Source organism: Anaerobium acetethylicum, assembly GCF_900096945.1.
GTDB lineage: Bacteria > Bacillota > Clostridia > Lachnospirales > Lachnospiraceae > Anaerobium > Anaerobium acetethylicum.
Map to the genome: position 1 here is coordinate 18,581 of NZ_FMKA01000027.1, position 21,020 is coordinate 39,600.

15 protein-coding genes are annotated in these 21,020 nt (G+C 37.8%); 1 reads left to right on the forward strand and 14 read right to left on the reverse strand.

Annotated features, from left to right (window positions below):
* Positions 1–4: 4 nt before the first annotated feature.
* Positions 5–2,290 carry a glycoside hydrolase family 3 C-terminal domain-containing protein gene (locus BJR36_RS15430; protein WP_207648888.1) on the reverse strand — a complete coding sequence of 762 codons (2,286 nt, stop codon included), beginning with the start codon at positions 2,288–2,290 and terminating at the stop codon, positions 5–7.
* A gap of 23 nt (positions 2,291–2,313) precedes the next feature.
* Entirely contained in the window at positions 2,314–4,968 is a 2,655-nt protein-coding gene (locus BJR36_RS15435) for a glycoside hydrolase family 3 protein (protein ID WP_091236023.1), read from the reverse strand.
* Positions 4,969–5,123: 155 nt separating this feature from the next.
* On the opposite strand from BJR36_RS15435, the gene BJR36_RS15440 reads away from it, so the two are divergent.
* Positions 5,124–6,335 carry a helix-turn-helix domain-containing protein gene (locus BJR36_RS15440; protein ID WP_091236024.1) on the forward strand — a complete coding sequence of 404 codons (1,212 nt, stop codon included), beginning with the start codon at positions 5,124–5,126 and terminating at the stop codon, positions 6,333–6,335.
* Between the two features lie 560 nt (positions 6,336–6,895).
* Here BJR36_RS15440 and BJR36_RS15445 read toward each other — a convergent pair.
* From BJR36_RS15445 to BJR36_RS15490, 12 genes are all read right to left on the reverse strand, one after another.
* Positions 6,896–7,786 carry a carbohydrate ABC transporter permease gene (locus BJR36_RS15445; protein ID WP_091236026.1) on the reverse strand — a complete coding sequence of 297 codons (891 nt, stop codon included), beginning with the start codon at positions 7,784–7,786 and terminating at the stop codon, positions 6,896–6,898.
* Positions 7,787–7,827: 41 nt separating this feature from the next.
* Positions 7,828–8,772, reverse strand: coding sequence for an ABC transporter permease (locus BJR36_RS15450; RefSeq protein ID WP_091236027.1), 945 nt, complete (start codon positions 8,770–8,772; stop codon positions 7,828–7,830).
* Between the two features lie 97 nt (positions 8,773–8,869).
* Positions 8,870–10,558, reverse strand: a complete 1,689-nt coding sequence (locus BJR36_RS15455) for a type 2 periplasmic-binding domain-containing protein (RefSeq protein WP_169823733.1) — start codon at positions 10,556–10,558, stop codon at positions 8,870–8,872.
* 657 nt (positions 10,559–11,215) lie between these two features.
* The gene (locus BJR36_RS15460) at positions 11,216–12,049 is read right to left on the reverse strand and encodes an alpha/beta hydrolase (RefSeq protein WP_091236030.1); all 834 of its coding nucleotides are present in this window, start codon (positions 12,047–12,049) and stop codon (positions 11,216–11,218) included.
* A 65-nt stretch (positions 12,050–12,114) separates the two neighbouring features.
* A complete protein-coding gene (locus BJR36_RS15465; protein ID WP_091236032.1) occupies positions 12,115–13,335 on the reverse strand; it encodes a helix-turn-helix domain-containing protein in 1,221 nt (406 codons plus the stop codon).
* A gap of 723 nt (positions 13,336–14,058) precedes the next feature.
* A complete protein-coding gene (locus BJR36_RS15470) occupies positions 14,059–15,861 on the reverse strand; it encodes a family 43 glycosylhydrolase (RefSeq protein ID WP_091236034.1) in 1,803 nt (600 codons plus the stop codon).
* Between the two features lie 99 nt (positions 15,862–15,960).
* The gene (locus tag BJR36_RS20380; RefSeq protein ID WP_169823734.1) at positions 15,961–16,113 is read right to left on the reverse strand and encodes a hypothetical protein; all 153 of its coding nucleotides are present in this window, start codon (positions 16,111–16,113) and stop codon (positions 15,961–15,963) included.
* Positions 16,114–16,169: 56 nt separating this feature from the next.
* Complete coding sequence (locus BJR36_RS15475; protein ID WP_169823735.1) at positions 16,170–17,942, reverse strand: CocE/NonD family hydrolase; 1,773 nt, start codon at positions 17,940–17,942, stop codon at positions 16,170–16,172.
* 29 nt (positions 17,943–17,971) lie between these two features.
* Complete coding sequence (locus BJR36_RS20780; protein WP_242875609.1) at positions 17,972–18,313, reverse strand: glycoside hydrolase family 3 N-terminal domain-containing protein; 342 nt, start codon at positions 18,311–18,313, stop codon at positions 17,972–17,974.
* A complete protein-coding gene (locus BJR36_RS20785; RefSeq protein ID WP_242875611.1) occupies positions 18,310–18,729 on the reverse strand; it encodes a hypothetical protein in 420 nt (139 codons plus the stop codon). Before BJR36_RS20785 ends, BJR36_RS20780 begins: the two co-directional genes overlap by 4 nt.
* Before the next feature lie 131 nt (positions 18,730–18,860).
* Positions 18,861–20,327 (reverse strand): family 43 glycosylhydrolase, encoded by a 1,467-nt coding sequence (locus tag BJR36_RS15485; protein ID WP_091236037.1) that lies wholly within the window; start codon positions 20,325–20,327, stop codon positions 18,861–18,863.
* Between the two features lie 78 nt (positions 20,328–20,405).
* Positions 20,406–21,008 carry a GH39 family glycosyl hydrolase gene (locus BJR36_RS15490; RefSeq protein ID WP_091236039.1) on the reverse strand — a complete coding sequence of 201 codons (603 nt, stop codon included), beginning with the start codon at positions 21,006–21,008 and terminating at the stop codon, positions 20,406–20,408.
* Positions 21,009–21,020: the final 12 nt, after the last annotated feature.

Here is a 21,020-nt window from a genome sequence, read left to right on the forward strand (position 1 = left end):
ATTATTAATTGTTGAGTGCATTAAGGATTTCATTCACTGCTTCATACGGAAATGACCCAGCAGTCATATCACACACCTTAATTAGTGGCATATCCTGTCCCATAGCAGCAAAATCCATTGGAACATCCTCAATATTGTCCTCATCATCCAGCATACGCTCTTTTTCTTCTTCGGATGGACCCTCAGGCATACCTGCCATCATCTGTCCCATAAAATTCTTTCCAACAGCAGTTTTACCAAGTTCATCCATTGTTACATATTCATCATATTTTTTTCGAACTGTTACTGTACTTTCCACATATATTGTTTCGCTAACTCGAATATCAATGGAAGAAGAACCAATTAAGAGTTCATATTCACCACTCTCAACATACCAATCTGATATCTGTGTATTGAAATATGCAAAGCTTCTCTTATCCAATACAAATTCAACTGTTTTTGTCTCCCCTGGAAGTAATGTAACCTTCTCAAATCCCTTCAGTTCCTTTACTGCCTTTGGAACGGAGCTTTCCTTATCAGCCACATAGAGCTGAACCGTTTCTTTTCCTTCAACATTTCCACTGTTGGTAATATCAACGGACACGTGCAATACCTCTGTATCTTTTAAATCTTTCTTATCAACCATCAGATTGCCATACTCGAAACTGGTATAGGACAATCCATATCCAAAAGGATATTTTACTGGAAGTGCTTTTTTCTCATAATAGCGGTATCCCACAAAGATTCCTTCCTTATATTCTGCTTGTTCCAATTCCGGATAGTTGAGACTGCAAGGTGTATGTTCAATTCTTAATGGATAAGTTTCAGACAATTTCCCGCTTGGAGAAACCTTACCAAACAATAATTTCAGAAGAGCAGATGGCATCGCCTGTCCTGCTGTATACATTGCATACACCGCATCTGCATTGTTATCCCAGTCCATAACTACCGGTGCTCCTGCAAACAAGTACACGATAATTGGTTTTCCAAGCTTCGATAATTTCTCCAGCAAATCAATCTGATTGTTTGGTATATTCAAATGTTTACGATCAAATCCTTCACTCTCCCATCCATTCGGAAGCCCAAGGAATAAAACTATCTTGTCAGCTGATTTTCCTGCATTCTCAGCATCTTTCACATATGCTTCATCAATCTCATCTTTTTTCAAACGATACCCTCTCGCATATTCGTAATGGACTTCCGGATAATTCTGATTCAATTCTTCTAAAATATAAGTATCTACAGTAGCATTAATATGACTACTTCCTCCACCCTGATATCTTACGAATTTGGCTAATGATCCTATAATAGCAATCTTATCTGTTTTGGCGATTGGCAGTACTTGATTCTCATTTTTCAAAAGAACAGCACTCTCTAAAGCAGCTTTTTCTGCAAGTGCATGATGCGCTTCTACATCATAGGTTGTACCCGGTCTTCTGTTCTCCGTCCCTTTTTTTACAAGCAGTAAAATTCGTCGAACTGTATCATCCAGTTTACTTTCTGGAAGGGTTCCATTTTCTACCGCTTCAATGATTTGTTTCGTTTTATGCTCTCCACAGTATGGCATACGAAGGTCAAAACCCATATTGATTCCTTTTACCTGATCATTGGTTGCTCCCCAATCAGATACCACAACTCCATCATATCCCCAGTCTTTTCGAAGAATATCCTGAATCAGATACTGATTCTCACAACAGAATTCTCCATTCACACGATTATATGCTGCCATAACAGTCCATGGTTTCGACTCTTTCACAACAGATTCAAAGCTTGCGAGGTAGATTTCTCTCAGTGTTCTCTCATCCACCAGAGCATTAACGCTCATCCGTCTGGTTTCCTGATTATTTACTGCAAAATGCTTCAAACTTGTTCCAACGCCTTTACTCTGGACACCCATTACATGGTTCTTTGCCATGCTCGATGAAAGATAAGGATCTTCCGAGAAATATTCGAAATTACGTCCACAAAGGGGGCTCCTTTTAATATTTGCTCCTGGTCCAAGAAGAACAGACACCTCCTCCTGCAGACACTCTTCTCCCAAAGCCTCTCCGATTTTATAGATCAGCTCTTTATTCCAACTGTTACCGATAGCAGCGGCAGATGGAAAACACGTTGCTGGAATACTATCATTCAGCCCAAAATTATCTTCCGCCCCTGTTTGTTTGCGCAAACCATGTGGTCCATCTGTCACCAGGATAGATGGTATTCCTTTCTCCGGAATCTCAACTGTATTCCAAAAAGTCGCTCCCTGGCAAAGACTTGCCTTCTCCTCAAGGGTTAATGTTTGCATGATTTCTTCAATATTTTTCATGATCTTAACAGTCCTTTCAAATTCTACTTTGTTTTCTGCAGTTTTAATAATGCTTTCATAAAATAGTACACATTTTCTCTTAAGCGATTCTCTTGTAATCTTCCATTTTCTACCGCTTCCACAATCGGTTTCGTAAAGGTATCATCCTCACTGCCTGGCGTAATCCATGTGTTTCCCGCAATCTGCATCTCTATAATATCTGCGGAAGAATAGCTCTCCCAATCAGTCATGACAAATCCTTCAAATTCACACTCTGCTCTAAGCAATCCTTGGATTAAATCCGCATCTTCCGATGTAAAAACTCCATTCACTGCATTATATGCGGTCATTACACTTACAGGCTGATGAATTTCTAAAGCATACTCGAAAGCTCTAAAATAGATTTCACGAATTGCTCGTTCCGAAATAATACTCTGATTACGTTTCCTTGAAGTCTCTGCATTGTTGGCTAAAAGGTGCTTATAACATCCTCCGATTCCGGTACCTTCCAACCCTCTGCAATAATAACCAGCCATAATTCCCGCAAGCAACGGATCCTCTGAAAAATACTCCGGTTGTCTCCCATTCAACGGGTTTCTATGAATATTCAACGCTGGTGCAAGGATCAAATCAATTCCAAGTTCCTTAGCCTCTTCACCAATCACTTGTCCAATCTTTTCTGATAACTCACGATTGAAAGATGCACAAATAGTTGCTCCGGAAGGCATACCGATATTTTTGATTCTAAGATTCACCCCACTATTGCCATCTGCCACCATGAACTGTGGAAGATTGTAAGCATCCGGTTGATACAATTTTCCTGCTTCACCAATGCCATCCATCCCCCAGCCATCTTTTGCACAAATTGCGATTCTGGCAAGAGTTTCCAAATTCATTTGCGTCACAAATGCTTCTAATAGACCATGATTATTTTTTAACTCTTCAAAGCTTATCGTATGATTCATTTGCTCCATGCCTTTTGAAAAATCCATACATGGATAGATTTCTTTTCGATGTTTCGTTCCAATTTGCTTTTCTACAATTCCAGAGTGTTCTCCTGACGGAAAACACATATTACCTACTCTCATCTGCTCAATATTAGAATCAGGAACCATTCTGTTTTTCACCTGTTTGATTACCTGATATTTTTCCTGAATATGAGTCATCGAGAATTTTAAATTCTTTATACAGTTCCCAACCCAGAGCACATACTTGCCTTCTTCAAGAACATATGCAGCAGATGTTTCATAATAGCTTGACAGATGAGACTTCGGAATCACAATGCTAACCACTTGATTTTCTTCTGGTTCCAGACACATTGTTTTTTCAAAAGCGACGAGTTCTAATCTCGCCTTCTCCAACTCCGTCTGCGGTTTAGAGACATACACTTGCACAGTTTCTTTTCCGGCACAGTTTCCAATATTTTCCACGTTTACTTCAATACTAATTTGGTTCTCCTCATATTTTATATTAGTAACCTCCAATTTGAACTCAGTATAACTTAGTCCATATCCAAATGGAAATCCAACAGGTTTTTCAAATGATTCAAAATAACGATATCCCACATAAATATCTTCTTCATATACTGTATTTACCCAGATGTCTCCATCGTTTGCTCCTATTCTTTGCTTTCCATCTACGCAATCATAGAAGTTCTTAGAAGCAGGAATATCTTCATATCGTAAACTCCATGTATCCGGCAGTTTGCCGGATGGGTTTACTTTTCCGCTTAAAACGTTCACGAGAGCTTGTCCCGCCAGCATCCCACCAAATCCATTATATACAACCGCATCCACATTATATTTTCCGATGAACTCTGTTTCAATCGGATATCCTACATTTAAAATCACAATAAGTGAATTGAAATTTTCTCTTAAGCACTTTAACAGATTTTCTTCATCCTCTGTCAGCGAAAACTCTCCCCTTTCTGAAGAATTATCGTAATTTTCACCGGACGCCCTGGATATGAGCATAAACGCCTTCTTCGATTTTTTCCTTGCTTTCTCCAATACTTCATCAGATGGCAATCTGTCTACACCATCTGAATAATATTGATCTACATCTTGATTCAAATTAAAATCATCACTTCTTTGAATTGCTTCCCTAAGACCACAGGTATATCTGGGATTAATTTTTCCAGCTCCCACTGCACACACTCTGAATTCAGACAAACCACGACCGAAGAAATTCAAAACTTCACCCTTTTTCAGTGGGAGTGTCTGTTCCTCATTTTTAAGTAGCACAATGCCTTCTTCTGCAGCCTGCAGAGCAATTTCTTCATGTTGAAAATACCTTTTGTTGGGCTCTTCCTGCTCCTCAGTCATAACAGTCAATGTCAACGGATCCATTTCATTTCCATCAATGTCTACAAACCCTGAAATCTCAAGCATTCCCTTTTTCCCATAATCTTTCATAACACCACACAAACGAATACCAAGCCATTGTGCATCCATACCTATAGCCATTGTCTTTAGTACAAAATCGACTTTTTTTCCATCCAATGTAACTTTTCCAGTTCCTGAACGTATATGTTTAGTAAAAGGAAAGGCAATGCAACCTCCCATATCGCGGTCAAGCATATAGTACTGGCCATCTATATCATTTATATCATAAATAACTGGCTCCGCCGGATTGCAAAACAATATTGGTTTATCTTCTTTCCCTAATTTTAATGTTGCTAATATATCTTCATATCCCATAGTAGTCCTCCCTGTCTAACAGTTATTAATTTACCTTGATTTTATTAAAATATAAGTTACAATATTATTAGAATCAACTTGTTCATATCAAAATAAACTTATTAATTTAAATCAACAGCAAGGACTTGTGACCCCTTGCAATACAAGGAGTTTTCATGAATATCAACTACTTAATACAGACAACTGCACAATCCCTGGAAACAATAATTCGTGAGTTTACACCTGACAAACGTTATTTGCCCCAAAAAAGTGTCAGTAATAAAGGAACCGTTCCAGCACCACTCCCAAAAGATGTCGTTAATTACCTATTCGGATCCATGGATATTTCCTGCCCTTTAATATCTTCAATTAATGGCGATATCGTTTATACAGCAATTTCCACAAACAATAATCTCTATTTGATAGGGCCTGTTCGTCTTGGTATAAAACTTGAAATCAAACACAATTTAATCATTGACTCAGACCATTCAACTTTTTCCGAATCTGCTAATATGTGTGATTTCAATCTTTTTCTCAAATCAATTCTTTGGTTTTACAATCTTTTGTCTGGCTCACCGATTACAGAAAATGATTTATTAGTCACAAATTGCATCAGTAAAAGTGAAAAAGAATCTATGATATATTATTCGCATCTTCTTTTTGAAAATCGCGAAAATGAAATACGTCATAATCCTTATGATCAAGAATTTCGAATGTTATCAAGTATTGAACACGGTGACCTTCGAATGCTAGAGCAAGTTCAAAGAGAAGCACCCACAGGTGAGTTTGGGAAATTATCTTCTGATGCAGATCGCAATTATAGAGATATCTCAATTTCCGCAGTCACACTTATAAGCAGAGCCGCAATCCGTGGAGGCCTTCATCCTGAAATTGCATTTTCTATGTGTGATTCTTATATCATGAAAATTGAGCAGTTGAAAAATCTTTTAGAACTTCAACCATTGGTTGAAGGAGCTAAAAGCACATTCGCTATCATGGTTAATGATTTAAAACAGCGTAACAAAAAAGACAAGGAGATGTCCAATACACATCCACTTGTCAAAGAAACCAAAGACTATATTTTCTTCCATCTACATGGAAAAATCACGTTGAACGAAGTTGCTAAGCAGCTTCATGTACGTTCCAACTATTTGTCGGACCTTTTTCGTAAATATGAAGGTATTTCCTTTACTGATTTCGTACTTCAGGAAAAACTGGTCCTCATAAAGAATTTATTGACATACTCAAAATATTCATACAATGATATTGCTTTCTATCTCGGTTTTTCATCACAAAGTCATCTTGGCAATTTCTTTAAAAACAGTACCGGAATGACCTTGAAACAGTATCGTAATAAATTTTCTTCGATAGATGAGTATTCCGTTTGAAAAGGTTCTTCCGCAATCATCCATCTGCACGGTCAAACTGAACCGCTAACGTGATGTTACTGGACCACCTTCATGGAAGGTGTCCATTGAACTATATTCTCTTTTATAATGATGGAAGCAGACCCTGGTGTGACTATCTTAGGATCTGCGCAAAAACAGATTGTGAAATAACAGCTTGACGCATAAATACGGAAGCGCCGGCACTATGTGAAATTTCACACGGTGCTGGCGCTTCCATTATTTTTTTTAGGTACGCTTAAAATATAGTATAAGCGTCACATGACCGAAACCTCCATCTTTAAATTCCATACGGTTTTTCATTGCAATCTATAACTTGTTTAAAACCCTGATTGTTTTTTCTTCTAACAACAATACTGATCAATACTTTGTATTAACACATCCGCACAGGGTCCATCAAAAGGAATACATGGATAAACTATGGTTTATAACCTTATTAAATAACATGTGAAAAACTTATACTTATAAATAACTGAGTAAACGGACTTCCATCAATATCTTGAAACTCTGACAAAATCCAAACAATTATATGCAACACGAAGTTAACCCTTAACTCCTCCAAGGGTTACCCCTTTGACAAAATGCTTCTGGGTGAATGGATAAATACAAAGAATCGGTAATGTACCTACAATCGTAACACAGTATTTCACAAGGTTTATTGTATAATCTGCCTTACTTAACGCATCAGAACCGCTCAAAATCTTTCCTGTATCATTCTGAACAAGAATCTCTCTCATGAATAACTGCAATGGCCATAAATCTCTTCTTCTTGTAAGATAGATAGAAGCTGGAAACCATGAATTCCATTGCTGAACTATAGTAAACATTACAATAATAGCTATTGTCGACTTTACTAACGGAACCAAGATCTTAACCAATATTGTCAGTGGTCCTGCTCCATCAATCTTTGCTGATTCCTCATAACTGGCAGGAAGTTGCTCAAAAGATGATTTCATCATGATGATATAGAAAGCATTAATAACGCCTGGAAGTATGACTGCTATGCTGTGATCGATCATTCCTAGTGATCTAATTAACATATAAGTTGGTATCAGACCCCCGCCAAAGATCATAGTAAAAAGTATCATGATCGTAATTGGTGTCTTCAACTTCATATTCTCACGGCTAATGGTAAAGCCAGCAATTATTGTAAGTACTGTTCCAATTATTGTGGTAGCCGCTACATAAAAAAGTGTATTGATATATCCCGTTAAAATATTATTGTTCTTGAATACAAGCTGATACCCCTTAAATGTAATTTCTCCAGCCGGTTTTAATAGTAAACCTGTTGATGACATGAGTTCCCTAGGGTTACTAACCGATGCCATCATTACATGCCACAGTGGTGCTACACATATTATGCAAATTAATAACATAAATCCATAGTTTAATATATTAAAAACTATTCTGCTAAACGATACTTTTTCTACCATTTATTATTCCTCCATTCCGCTTATTTCTGCGGTATTTAAAATTAAAGAACCGAATGATCTGCATATTTTCTACTTATTCCATTAGACACTAGAAGTAAGATAGTTCCTACAATAGAATTGAACATACCTACTGCAGCAGAATAACCGTACTGTGCTTTCACCAGACCCATACGCTGAACATTTGTTGCAATTACATCCGCAGTCTCATATATACTTGGATTATATAATAGTAAAATCTTATCAAAACCTACTGTCATAATCAAACCGCATCTCAAAATCAACATTGTAATAATAACCGGCATGATACCAGGAATAGTCACATACCACGCTCTTTTCATTCTTCCAGCTCCATCAATTGCAGCAGCTTCATACTGTTCTTGGCTAACACTAGAGATGGCTGCGATAAACATAATGGAACCATAGCCAAGTCCCTGCCATAGATCTGAAAGAAGGTTTAGTCCCCAGAAGTAATTCGGGTTCATCAATAAATTCTGACGTTCCATACCCAACTTAACCAGTAAATTAGTGATGATACCATTGGAAGCAACAAAATCTATAACAAGTCCACAGATAACAACCGTTGACACAAAATAGGGCATATAGCTAAGAAACTGTACAGATTTCTTAAAGAAAGTCCGTTGGATTTCATTAAGTAGCAATGCAAATACAATTGACATGGGAAATCCTATTAGAAGTCCTAGTAAACTTATAACAAATGTATTCCGAAGTACATATAAAAAATCTGGAGCAGTAAAGAACTGAATAAAATTATCCATTCCAACCCATTCACTACCAAAGAATCCTTTAACCGGGCTAAATTTCTGAAACGCCATAATCAACCCACCCATAGGCAGATAATTAAATATTATAAAATAGATTACAATTGGTGAAGCTAATAGATATATTCTCCAATTCATCTTAAAATCACGCCTCCAGGATGACTTTCCCCCCTTGGAAGCTTTATTCAATTCTTTGTTTGCGCTCATGCTTTCCTCCATAACTGTAAGGTGAGGTATAGGTATCATTCACCTATACCTCACCTTCAAACTATTCAACTATATTACTAAAATTTTTTAATCATTATTATCTTACCAAGTAACGATCATATGCTGCCTGTTGAATTGCAAGATTATCTCCAAGACCATAGGAATCTAACTGATCTTTAAATGCAGCCCAAGTAGTATCGTTTAACTCTTCTGTTCCAAGAATGTATTTTACTACCATTTCACCTACATAACTATCGATGTTGGATTGGTTGCTCGTATAAGTAGCATCCTCATCCGTCGTTCTACAAAGAGAACCTGGCAGTAAGGTTGTTGAATCTTTATCATATGCATACCAAATTGCACTAGCTTCCTTATTCACATCTGAATTATTCTCTACTTCATAAACATTGTACCCTATACCTGGTAATCTATTTCCGCCAAAAGCACCTCCATCTGCTATAGCTCCACCGCCAAATGACAATAGTGCATTATATGAAAATGTCCCATCTGCTGCTATAGAGTATGTTCCATCTGTTAAACCATACTTTACATAGAGCTCATCTTCAGCGGAACCATGTTCCTTATCAAGTCCATAAGTTCTTAACATACCGCCTTCATCTGAATACAGGGTATCAATGGTTGCTAAAAGTCTTTCAACATTCTTGCAAGATTTACTGATTACCAATTTGGTTGGTGACTCATAGAACTTATTATGCATACTATTGGCAGCAGTTGTAATGCCGCTTGCCGTATCCAATGGATTTTTAAGTGCACGTACATCCACATTTAGGCCATAGTTTGGCATGGATAACGCTGTACCCAATTGACTGTTTAATCCGAACCAAACACCTGCTGCCCCGCCATAGGTGAGCGCTGTATTAGGAAGGTAAAATGGATCGGTAGTTCTTGTTGCAAAATCTTTATAGATATAACCGGCTTGATACCACTCATTCATCTTCTTTAAGTAGCTATAAAAGGCATCATCAGTTGGTCCATATTTTACTGTTCCGTTTGCATTATAATAGCTAATTGATGTTCCAAAGGAGCTAATTAAATCATTAGTAGCGAAAAACCCTGAAGAAGGTAAGATAAGCACTGCGGAATCCGCCATTTTAGCCGCATCAAAATACTGCTTCATCAATGGCAACATATAATCCCAATCTTCGATTGTAGTAGGTTCAGCATTACCACTTGGGAATACTACATTTCCTCCTGTCATGGTATCCAAAATGTCACGACGGTATACTATTCCACCCCACATCAATCCATCCACTTTATTTAAAGCACCAAGAGTCAGAATCTTACCATCATCGCTATAAGCACTCTTCCTGTAGTTTTCATCCTCAAGAAGCTTTGAGAAGTTTGGCATATAATCAAGATAATCAGCAATATTTACAATAATACCATCATCATAAAGTTGGCTGATAGACCCTGTATATTGAGTAACATCCAACATATCTGTAAGCTCGCCTGTTCCGAACATCAAACTCAAGGAATCTGCTTCTGTTCCTACAGCGGGCTGTTGGCAGTCCAATGTCATATTGAACTTCTTTTCAAGGTACTTTACAACAGGATTGTCATTATAACTAGAATAATAATCATTCGGGCTTGAGTAAAGCCAATAGGAAAAATTAACTGGCTCTGAATAATCAATTTCCTTTACTTCCGTTGTTGTAATATCTGTGCTGTCATCAGTATTGTCTTTAGCATCATCTGACTTTTTGCAAGCACTTAATGAACCAATAATCAGTACCATACATAATAACATTGTTAAAAATTTTTTCATAACTTTCATATCCTCCTGAATATTATTTAATTTTGGAATCTAAAGTCTATTCTTCTAGCTTTAAATTCTTTATATAAAATCGCTGTCTTGTCCAAGTGTTTAGCGCTCCCGAAGATTTCATATGGATTGGGAAAATATTATTGGATTCGTAGGCAATCTTATTTCTTTATAACTTTAAATCCGAGATACTTTTTTAAACCGAAGTCTTCAGTTTTTGACTTTAAGTTATCACCTCGAGCCAGTTAAATTATTTTAGCAGTGAAGAATACTCTATACCTGTTAGGCTAAGTATTAATTGCAGCATTTATTATTACAACCTTTCATGAACGTATTTTAGCTTATTTTTTATTACTTGTTTTTATTACTTGTTTTTATCTTGTATCTAACAAATCCACCTTCTTTCAAAATTAAATCTAATAAATATTCACTTGTCTTTATATACATATTAAACATATTACATGATTATATATATTAATTTTCTGTCATTTTTTATAGATTTTTACTACGATTTAAAATTCAACAAAAAAACCGCGAAAACAAATAGTTTTCTGCGGTTTTTTGCTAAAAATAAACCTATTTATGTACTATGAATTTGTTGTCTATACCTCAATAATTATGCTAAACAATTATACTACTATAGGTCGCATTCACTCATACCTAAATGCCAACATTTCCACTGTTTATTCCAAGCTTTGAATGTTCGGTAGGAAGCCATTCAATTGCTTTTTTAATGTATGTATCCCAAAAGTCCCATTCATGATTTCCTGGTTCAATTCTAAAGGAATGGTCCACTCCATTCTTAGACAGGAAATTAGAAAAATCACGATTAGCATTCAATAGTGAATCCTGATCTCCAACGGCCATATAGATTTTCGGAAGATTTTTTCCCTGTGTTTTTAATTGCTCCACAAGATATTTAGGATTCATGTCGCTCACAAGCAAATGATCCAAATCTCCAAAACAGCTTTCTATATAGTCTCTTCTCTCAATAAAAAACATAGAATCATTAGTACGGGTCTGCACATTATCAAGTATTAATGCAGAAGAAAGTGCTACAATACATCCGAAGGTCTCATGATATTTTAGACCATTGCGAATGGCACCATAACCTCCCATGGAGAGCCCTCCAATAAAGGTATCCTCTCTATTATGTGAAAGATGAAACATTTTTCTTGTTATCTCCACCAATTCTTTTCCAATGAATTCTCCATAATAATTATTACTCTTTGGCTGATCCACATAAAATGCATTATCACCGGATGGCATCACAATCACTAAATCATTTTCTTCAGCATACCGCTGGATTCTTGTTCCATTCACCCAGTCCGTATAATTTCCAAATATACCATGTAATAAATAAAGAGTCTTATAGGGTTTTTCTTCTCTTACTGGCATTCCAGGAAAAGTTAACTTATCTGCAGGAAAAATTACATTAACAGGTACCGTACGCATTAGAAACTTTGATAAAATATTCATCTGTATAAATGCCATTAATAAAAACCTCCAACCATTCTAGTTATTTCACTCAGGATTTCTACCAAGTTTAAACATATTTACTAATTTCGAATTATCTTAACTTTATCTCTGTATTGTTTAGGAGTAACACTCATCGCTTCTTTAAAGACAGTACTAAAATGACTTTGCGAACTATATGATAATTTTTGGCTAATCTCCACAAGTGAAAAATCAGTATATTTTAATAGAAACTTTGCTTCCTTTACCTTCACCTTCTTTATATAATCAACAACAGCTATACCGGTCTCCTGCTTAAAGATTCGAGATAAATAAGTATGACTGATTCTCAAGTAATCAGCAATTTGAGCAACATTGATATTTTCATTGGCATGAGTTTTTATATACTCACAGCATTGATTTACATTCGGAGAATAACTTCGAATCTTCGATAGCTCTTTTACCCTTCTTGCAAACTCATAAAATGCATTTGATATTATCTCCTCTGCCGGAATACTATTCGAACTTTCTACTTGCCGGATGAATAAATCACACAGCGAATAAGCAATTTCAGGGTTGAGACCGCCTTCCATTGCTGCTCTAGAAGCTAATGCAATCCCAACTATATACAAATTTTTCATATTTCTAATTTCGCTTACCAAACTCAAAGTTCCCATTCTAAAATGGATATTGCTCTGCGATAACTCATGGATTTTATCAACCTCACCCATTCGAATACATTCCCATAAGTATTTCTCATATTGATAACTACCGTGTTCTTCTAATTCAGGAATGCCGATATCTGACTCCTCGTCATTCATTGAAGGGTTGTCAAGAACTGTTTTTTCAATAAATTGAATAGATTTCTCATCAACATTTTTATCATTCAAATAATAATATACAAGACTAATTATTCTAAAATAATCTTCATATGAATAGCATGGAAAGTTATTCCGATATCTCATGTGTAATAATTTTCCAGCCTCATCCATTTCCATCTTCTCAAGTTCTTCCAATAATGTCTTATCGGACATCCTGTTACAATAGAATGGTCCTATCATAAGACTTCCCTTAATTAGTTCTTCACATATCACTGGGATACCTATCCAAGTAATAGCTATCTCATTTATACTAATCTGAATTTCCTTTTTATTCAGACATTGTCGAACTATATGTTTCGATTCTTTTAAATAGTGATTTATATAGTCATCATTCAGGATATCCGGCTTATACACAATAGTTCCATCAGTATCAAAAAACGTTACAAATACTTGATAACTGCTTTGAATCATATTACACAACTTTGTTACAAAATACAGATTCATAGTTAATCTCCTTATAAAAAGAATGAAGTTTTCTGTCTTTAACTAATTTGATCAATACTTTTTTTATTATACTATATTTCGAAGTAACTTTATAGATTTTTACAAAAGGATATTAATGATTATTTTATTATCAACAATATAAATCTATACTGTCTATACAATCGTCAATTGCATTGGGCATCAATGTACTCTGGGCGGGTGTTGCTAATCCATTGAAAAAACCATCAATTAAAATAATAATTATATAAATATAAACCCCGTATTTTTGAGCTGGAATAAAAAATATTGACACGGAAGTACCAATTGTAATTATGGAGGAAATCACCAAGTTGTTTCGTATCCCTATTGTTTTAGTTAGAATAGGACTTAATGATGCCCCAACTAAAAGTCCTATCATCGTTATAAGTCCTACTTGTACTAAGACGTGTCAACAGTAAACGTCTCTACTTTCTCTGTGATACCTTCCGATACATAGTCATGAATTACTATCGATACTCCATGTTGACGATAAACTCCTGTTAATTCTTTTGCTTGCGATATATAATCTCTTTTTCATCTAATAAGAACGTACACTTCTTATTAACTGTTTGAAGAGCTTTGCTAATCTTGCAACTATTGCTAATAGACTCCGTTGGTATTTCATTGTCAACTAAACCACTTACATCACTTAAACGCATCTAGCTGTAGCGATCTTCGATGTAACTATTCATACTTTCCAAATGGTTATGATTCCAATCGTATTATCTTGCCTTCTGTGATACCTGCTTCATTAAAGGCATCTACTCTCACATAATATTCATGTCCTTTTACCAGAGCTCCAACACGCTTTTCGGTATCAAATATCATATAATTATGATATAGCTTCTCAGGGTTATGACCCCATAAAATGTTATATCCATCTGCTCCATTATCTTTAATGGTCACATCCATATCAATATCGCTTACTCTTACTGCGGTAAACTCAGGTATTGCTGGTTTATCACCATCATCAATACCAAATACCCGAAGTCCTGAAATACAAGGTTTCTGATCGTAAGGAATTTCTAGGACGGTAAGTTTTAGAAAGCGTATTTTCATTCCCTCTTCTTTTACTGCTAGGTCATGGGGCAAATTCGTCCGTACTTGGGATTTATCCTCTACAACAAAATACTCCTTACCATTAACTGAACCTTCTAACCTCCAACGGGTCACATGATTTGCCTCGTCAATATATCTTGCCTGGGATGTTCCACGGATTTCTCCCGGAACTGGAATATCCATCTTATCATCTGCAAAATTAATTTGCATTGCTCGAACATCATACACCTTGCCCAAATCCATCTGCAACCATTCTCCTGGTTTCTCAGAAGCTGCTCTCCACCAGGTTTGTACATTTTCATCTGCCGCTTTCTCCGGTTCTTTTCCCTCTTCATGAGAAGATGCTGTCATTGCTTTTTGGTAACTTAACAGATACCATTCCGGATCTTTCCATGGGTCCATTTTTCCCTGTTCTATACTTAAAGGCCAATCTCCATATCTCTGATTACAGAATAGTTCTCCCTCTGAATCAAATCCTGCAGGCCAGATACCTACCCGACGCTCAAATTGATGGTTCATACTAATGCGCATCGTAGCGGAGTGCCATAGATTTCCATATCGATCCTCTGTTGTAGAGCCATGTCCTGCTCCCGGTAAAAAACCTCCTGGTTTATAGGAATATGGATTATTTTTCGCTAAAGTATATGGCCCCAATGGGCTGTCAGACACATATACGCCATCCGTATAGACATTGTACTCTGTACCATTGGCTGCGTATTGTAAGTAATATCTTCCTTGGTATTTATTCATCCATGCACCTTCGATGTATGGAGCATTTCTTAAAAATCCTTTTATCATATACACCATTTCGGATGCAAGATCGCTTTCCTTCGTACCACTTTTCTCTAAAAAGTCATGAAAACGAACTTCTAATTCTTCATCTGCTATTGGGTAAATAGTATTATCTTCCCCAACCCGTTCAAATCCTTTTGTATAACAATCTCCAAAGATCAGTTCTTTCTTTTCACCAATCGGTTTTAAGCTCACTGGATCCACCTCTACCCCCCAGACCGGAGTCATACTGGAACAACCCCAATAGAAGTATACCTTACCATCGTCATCCATAAACAAATGTGGGTCCCAGAAATCAAAGGTACCGGGAATTTCCTCGTAAGGTCCATTTAGAACATCCTTTGTACGATAATAATTACAAATTTCACCTTGTTTAGATGCACAGAAATACACGTATTCTCCAATTACCCGCACATCCGGTGCATAGTCATAAAGCGGAAGATTTTCTGGCAACCTATGATTTTCCCAGTTTACTATATCCTCCGACACCCATACTCCCAAAGTCATTGATGCAAAGATATAATACTTATCCTGAAATAAGATCATGGATGGGTCAGCAGCCTCTCTGGCTACCTCCAACATTCCGCCTTTGTGTATGTTTTTATGGAACTGATAGCGGTAATTAATATTAACGGGATTACAAAAATATTGTTTCATTGTTTAACTCCTCCTTGCTTAGTATATAAATAGGCGTTTGCGAAACGCAACAACTCGTGTAATTACGGGATTTTTTTGATGTTAAACAAGTATAACTCATCACCAATTTATGGTAAAATTGAATTGTCGAAAAGCAAATCCACCATACCAATAATAATATCCATTTTCATAATAAATTCCTGCACCATGTGCTTGAATACGTGCCCCTTTTGTGTCTAACCAAATCTGGCCCGGTTTAATATGCGTCTGCATACACTTTCCTCCTATTTCATCACCATTCCCTAATTGTTGCGTGGAGTTTGCGAGTCTTACTTCCCTGTCACTTCGACAATCTCATACTTGTCCGCAGAGAGGTCGGAGGTCTGATAGGTAAAGGTGGATTTTCCGAATACGACCGTATTGTAGGCGTACTTCGGCTTTTCTACCTCTGCCTGGTTTCCTTTGACGTTTGTGTGGAGGCTGTAAAGGGGGAACGCCGAGGATGTTACATCTATGCGAAGCTGGTCGCCCGGCTTAATGTCCCAGACGATGGGGCTGAACTCGAAATAGAGCTTTACTTCTTCGCCGGGAGTATAATCACCCAGTTGATAGCAAAGGGATGTAATGTCGTCCCTGATGCCATAGGTCACGCCGTCTTTTACAAGATGCACCCGAACATAGAAGCAGGTGTCTTCACAGTCGGATTTTACATGAATATCCGCAGTCATCTTGCCCTTTAAGAAGGTTTCTTTTTCAAAGGGCTCCGCTTCAAAGCTTATAACATCATATCTCCAATTGGGAGGATCCTGGGGAACAAGCGCAATGCCGCCTTTATCCTCAGCGCCCGGGCGTACAAAGCCGATATTATGGTCGGCGCCTTCATAATAGACCGCGGGATTATATGGGTTGTACAAATAAGTGACTTCAGAAACGCTTCCCTGAGACGCTTCAAGCTTTCTATTCTCATTGAGATAGAGGGTTTGCTGCTTCTCACCGTTTGTGAATTCCTTCTCATAGTACCATTTTTTCTGCCCGCACTCCGGAAAGAAGGTGATTTCACCCTCTTTAACATGCCTCAGGGGTTCGCCTGTACGAATGTGATTGAACCAATTCAGCACATGACGAGGATAGGCCTCCGTAGCTAATGCTCCTTCCATCTTGAACGGCCAGAACGCCACTTCGCTCACCTCTGGAACATCCCCATCGGCACCATGACCATATGGATTAATCAGCATAGCAGACTTTTTGCGTGTTTCCTCAGGAATAATCCCATTCCATATTTTGCTAAGAGGATTGACAAAATAATCAAACCAACTCGTTGTGAAAAGAGTGGGGACATCAAGCTCCTCAAAGGCAGTGTACATTGTATGACCGGGCCCTTCTTCAGAGCGCCAGTAAGGGTCGTTTTCGTTGGGATGCTTTTGATAGCTTTCGTACATTGGGTTATCAAAATCGTATATCAGCTTTCCCCAGTCTTTTTGAGGGAAGGTTCTAAATACATCCGGGGTATAGTTGAAGGTTTTTGTTCCGGCTATTGTAGCGGTCAACCTCGTCTTGTGCTCCCACATGCCCAATAAGCCCGTCTTGAAAAAGCCGTTTCTTGCCCCTGCTTCATAGGGCCATGTGTTAGGCACGTTCGCCACAATAGCCTTAATGTCCTTGTAATGCATACCGGCATCCACTAGTGAGGTCATACCAAAATAGCTGCCTCCAAAGCGATAAATCTCTTCGTTGTAAAAATCCTGAGTTCTCAGCCAATCCAGGGTATCACAGCCATCTTCAAACTCATATAAGACGTATTGGAAAGGTCCTCCGCTGTTTCCCGTGCCTCTGCAGTGTTGGAACACGACGCAATATCCGTCGAGAACAAATGCTTCCACATTATATACATAATGGAGTATCACGTTGAGGGCGGTATAGTTTTCAAGTGTAATCTGCTCGTCGAAACGCTGATTGTACGGACAGCGACAAAGGGCTATTGGGAATTTGCCCTCCTTTTTCGGTTTTATAACACACGTATAAAGCTTGACACCGTCTCTCATTTCTACCATATGGGATTCAATACACTCTTCCGGATGATTTTCCAAGTTGGATAAATTCATAATTATTACTCCTTTTCTGTTAGTCTTTCTCATTTCTCATTAATAACCGGCGGGCGCAGTGCACTGCGCCCGCTAATTCCACTAAATCCCCATTCTCCACGTAGAACTTCTGTCAAAAGCTCATAGTGAGAAGAAGTATGAATTCCATTTATTTTATTGTAACTTGTCATTACAGTATGCGGTTTTGCCTCACGTACGCAAATCTCAAAGCCTTTCAAATAAATTTCCCTTAGCGCTCTTTCTGACACAGTACTGTTGGAAGCAAAACGTTCTGCTTCCTGATTATTACATGCAAAGTGTTTAATAGAAACAGACGCTCCTGGTATTGCCTGCACCCCCTGTGTAATAGCAGCTGCCATTTTTCCACTCAATACAGGATCTCCGAAAAATATTCAAAGTTTCTTCCACCTAATGGATCACGATGAATATTCATCCCAGGCTCCAAAATCACTCCCTGATTATAAAATTCCATTTCTATACCAATTCCTCTGCCCATTAAAATCCCCAGTTGCGGATCCCATGTCTGTGCCATAACAATATCTGTTGGATAGCAAGCTGCTCCTAACGTTGAAAGGTGAAGCCCCGCCGGTCCATCAGTCATTTTCCAATTTGGTATTCCCAATGTAGATACAAAGAGAGCGGTGGTCTCACCAGAAGCTGTTGGTCCTTCTATTGGATTTATGTCTTTATGAAGCCGATCTACTGTTTCATAAGGAGTCTCATTTGCTACACCTGTAATCAAACGCAGTAAAACTTCTGGCTCCAATGATGCCACAAATTCATCCAATTAAACTTTTCCACTTTTTACGTCAAATAGTGACGCATCATTGGCTGGCACTATCTGTAAAAAACGCTTTTTATTTACCTGATCCTCTTCTCTTGTTTTGTCGCGTGGGGTCGGACCCGAAGCACAATATTTTAGTTCAATGTAAAACTCAGCATTTCCATACTTCCTGCTCCCTGATATCTGAGAAACAGAGGACATTTTTTAATGCTGCCATTTTTGTGCGATGCAATAATCTTGTTAGGATCCAAATCCAATACCGATGTTGTCCAGTCACTACCTTCTGTTAGCTTAGCTTCTGCAATCACATTTCCATCCAACTGGTCAAGAACATGTATTTTTCCTTTTGCATTTCTGACCTGAAGTATCAAATGTGTCGTATTCGTCATATCGAAGTATTTATACCCTATTTGGCATCCTTTTTTTATATCCTTGATATACGAAACAGGCGCATTGCACTCCGTATCAGCTGTTACTTCATGTTCTATCGGCTCCTGTGGCACATAATCTTCTCCTGTCTGTGTTACCTTAGGTCCTCCCATCGGATTTCGGAATCCAAGCATTTTTCTTCCCATGAGATTGCAGCATATATATGCAGGATATGTACCTTTTCCCTGAAGTGGTCCATGATTCAATCCGCAGCTGGTAGCTTCTACCATTTCAATCGTTCCATCCTCTTTGATCCACACCGGCTCGGCAACTCCCTGCCGATTCCATAGGGAACCATTCGTCATTCGATGGTCAAAAACATACCACTGGCCTTCAACACACACCAGACCACCATGATTATTGCCTATAGGATAGGCACTCTGTGTTATTTTCCGTCCCCCAAAGCCAATATCACTGGTACAATGAATTCTTCCTTTATGAACAAAATCACGATCCGGATATTTACTCATAGAATAATTCAATCCACTCATATCTGTCGCCGGATATACCAAGTAATACCACTCTCCAATATGACGAATGGACGCTCCTTCAAAGAAATTTGGTTCTTTTCTCGTCCAGTTAGCAGGAAGCAACACCTTAGGTTCACTGATGACAGTAAGCATATCCTGATCTAATTCTAATACAAAACAACCCTTGATTTTATGACCAAATTTTCCATTAGAGTCCTGTCCACTTCCCGTGTACAACCAGATTCGTTTATCCTCATCCACCAATACCCCCGGATCAAAGGTGAACCACTCTTCTGGTTTGGATCCATAAGTATGTCCATCCGGCATGTGAACATCTCCAAGATATTCATATTTTCCAGCTGGGGTATCACAGACTGCTACAGAAATAATACTGCTGTTAGCCACAAAATAATAAAGATAGTATTTTCCATCATTTCCCTGTACTACATCGGGAGCCCAATAGGGCTCTTTTTTTGTGTTCCACGGTGTCTGATCCTTTCGTAAAATAACGCCTTCATATCTCCAATCAGAGAGATCCTCCACTGGTGCAGACCATGACACATAATCATTTTCACAATATTCCTTGCCGCCAAACCTGTCATGACTTCCAAAAATATATAATCGATTACCAAAAACCCTTGGTTCTCCATCAGGAATATACTCCCATGCCGGAAGATATGGGTTATATACTTGTTTTTTCATTCAATTCCTCCCAAATTTTTTTCATTTTTTAATAGTGCTCAGTGAAATTCTGGGTTCTATTACTCTTTTATAACAGGACTACACTAAAATCACCTTAAATATAGTGACACTTTCTTTCTCTGCTGTAAATGTAAGCTTTACATTTTCTCCAGAAAGTTCCATGTCTTCATATTCCAGAATTGAAGCTTCTTCAATTGCTGCGAGTTGTTTCTTAGTCGGATATACCGGTTTTCCCATTTCTTCCCAGACCACAAATGGAGCTGTTGTATGGCTATCAATAACAGCTTTCTGGATAGACTTTACATTTCCGTTTAATGTTATAACCATATCCTCTGACTTGATTTCACGCTCTTCAATATCATGATTATAAGCAAAGATCATAACCTTTCTACCATCGGAAAGTCCAAGGATCTCTGCTGTTCGGCTTGCACCTTCTCCCCCAATGGTTAGTCTCTTGGTTCCAGCTTCGTGAAGAGCTTCAAACAAACGATATACCGGCTTCGGTGTTCCATACACATTTACCAGACCAAATTCATTATTAAATGGAAGTCCATGGAGGCCCATCTCTTCAAAGATATCCGAAACACACCAGTAGGAATATCCTTCCACAAGACCTTCGTTGTAGGATAACGTTGCTACAACACCTGCAGCAGCATAATTTACATCATAGTATCCTATCATCTAATTACTCAG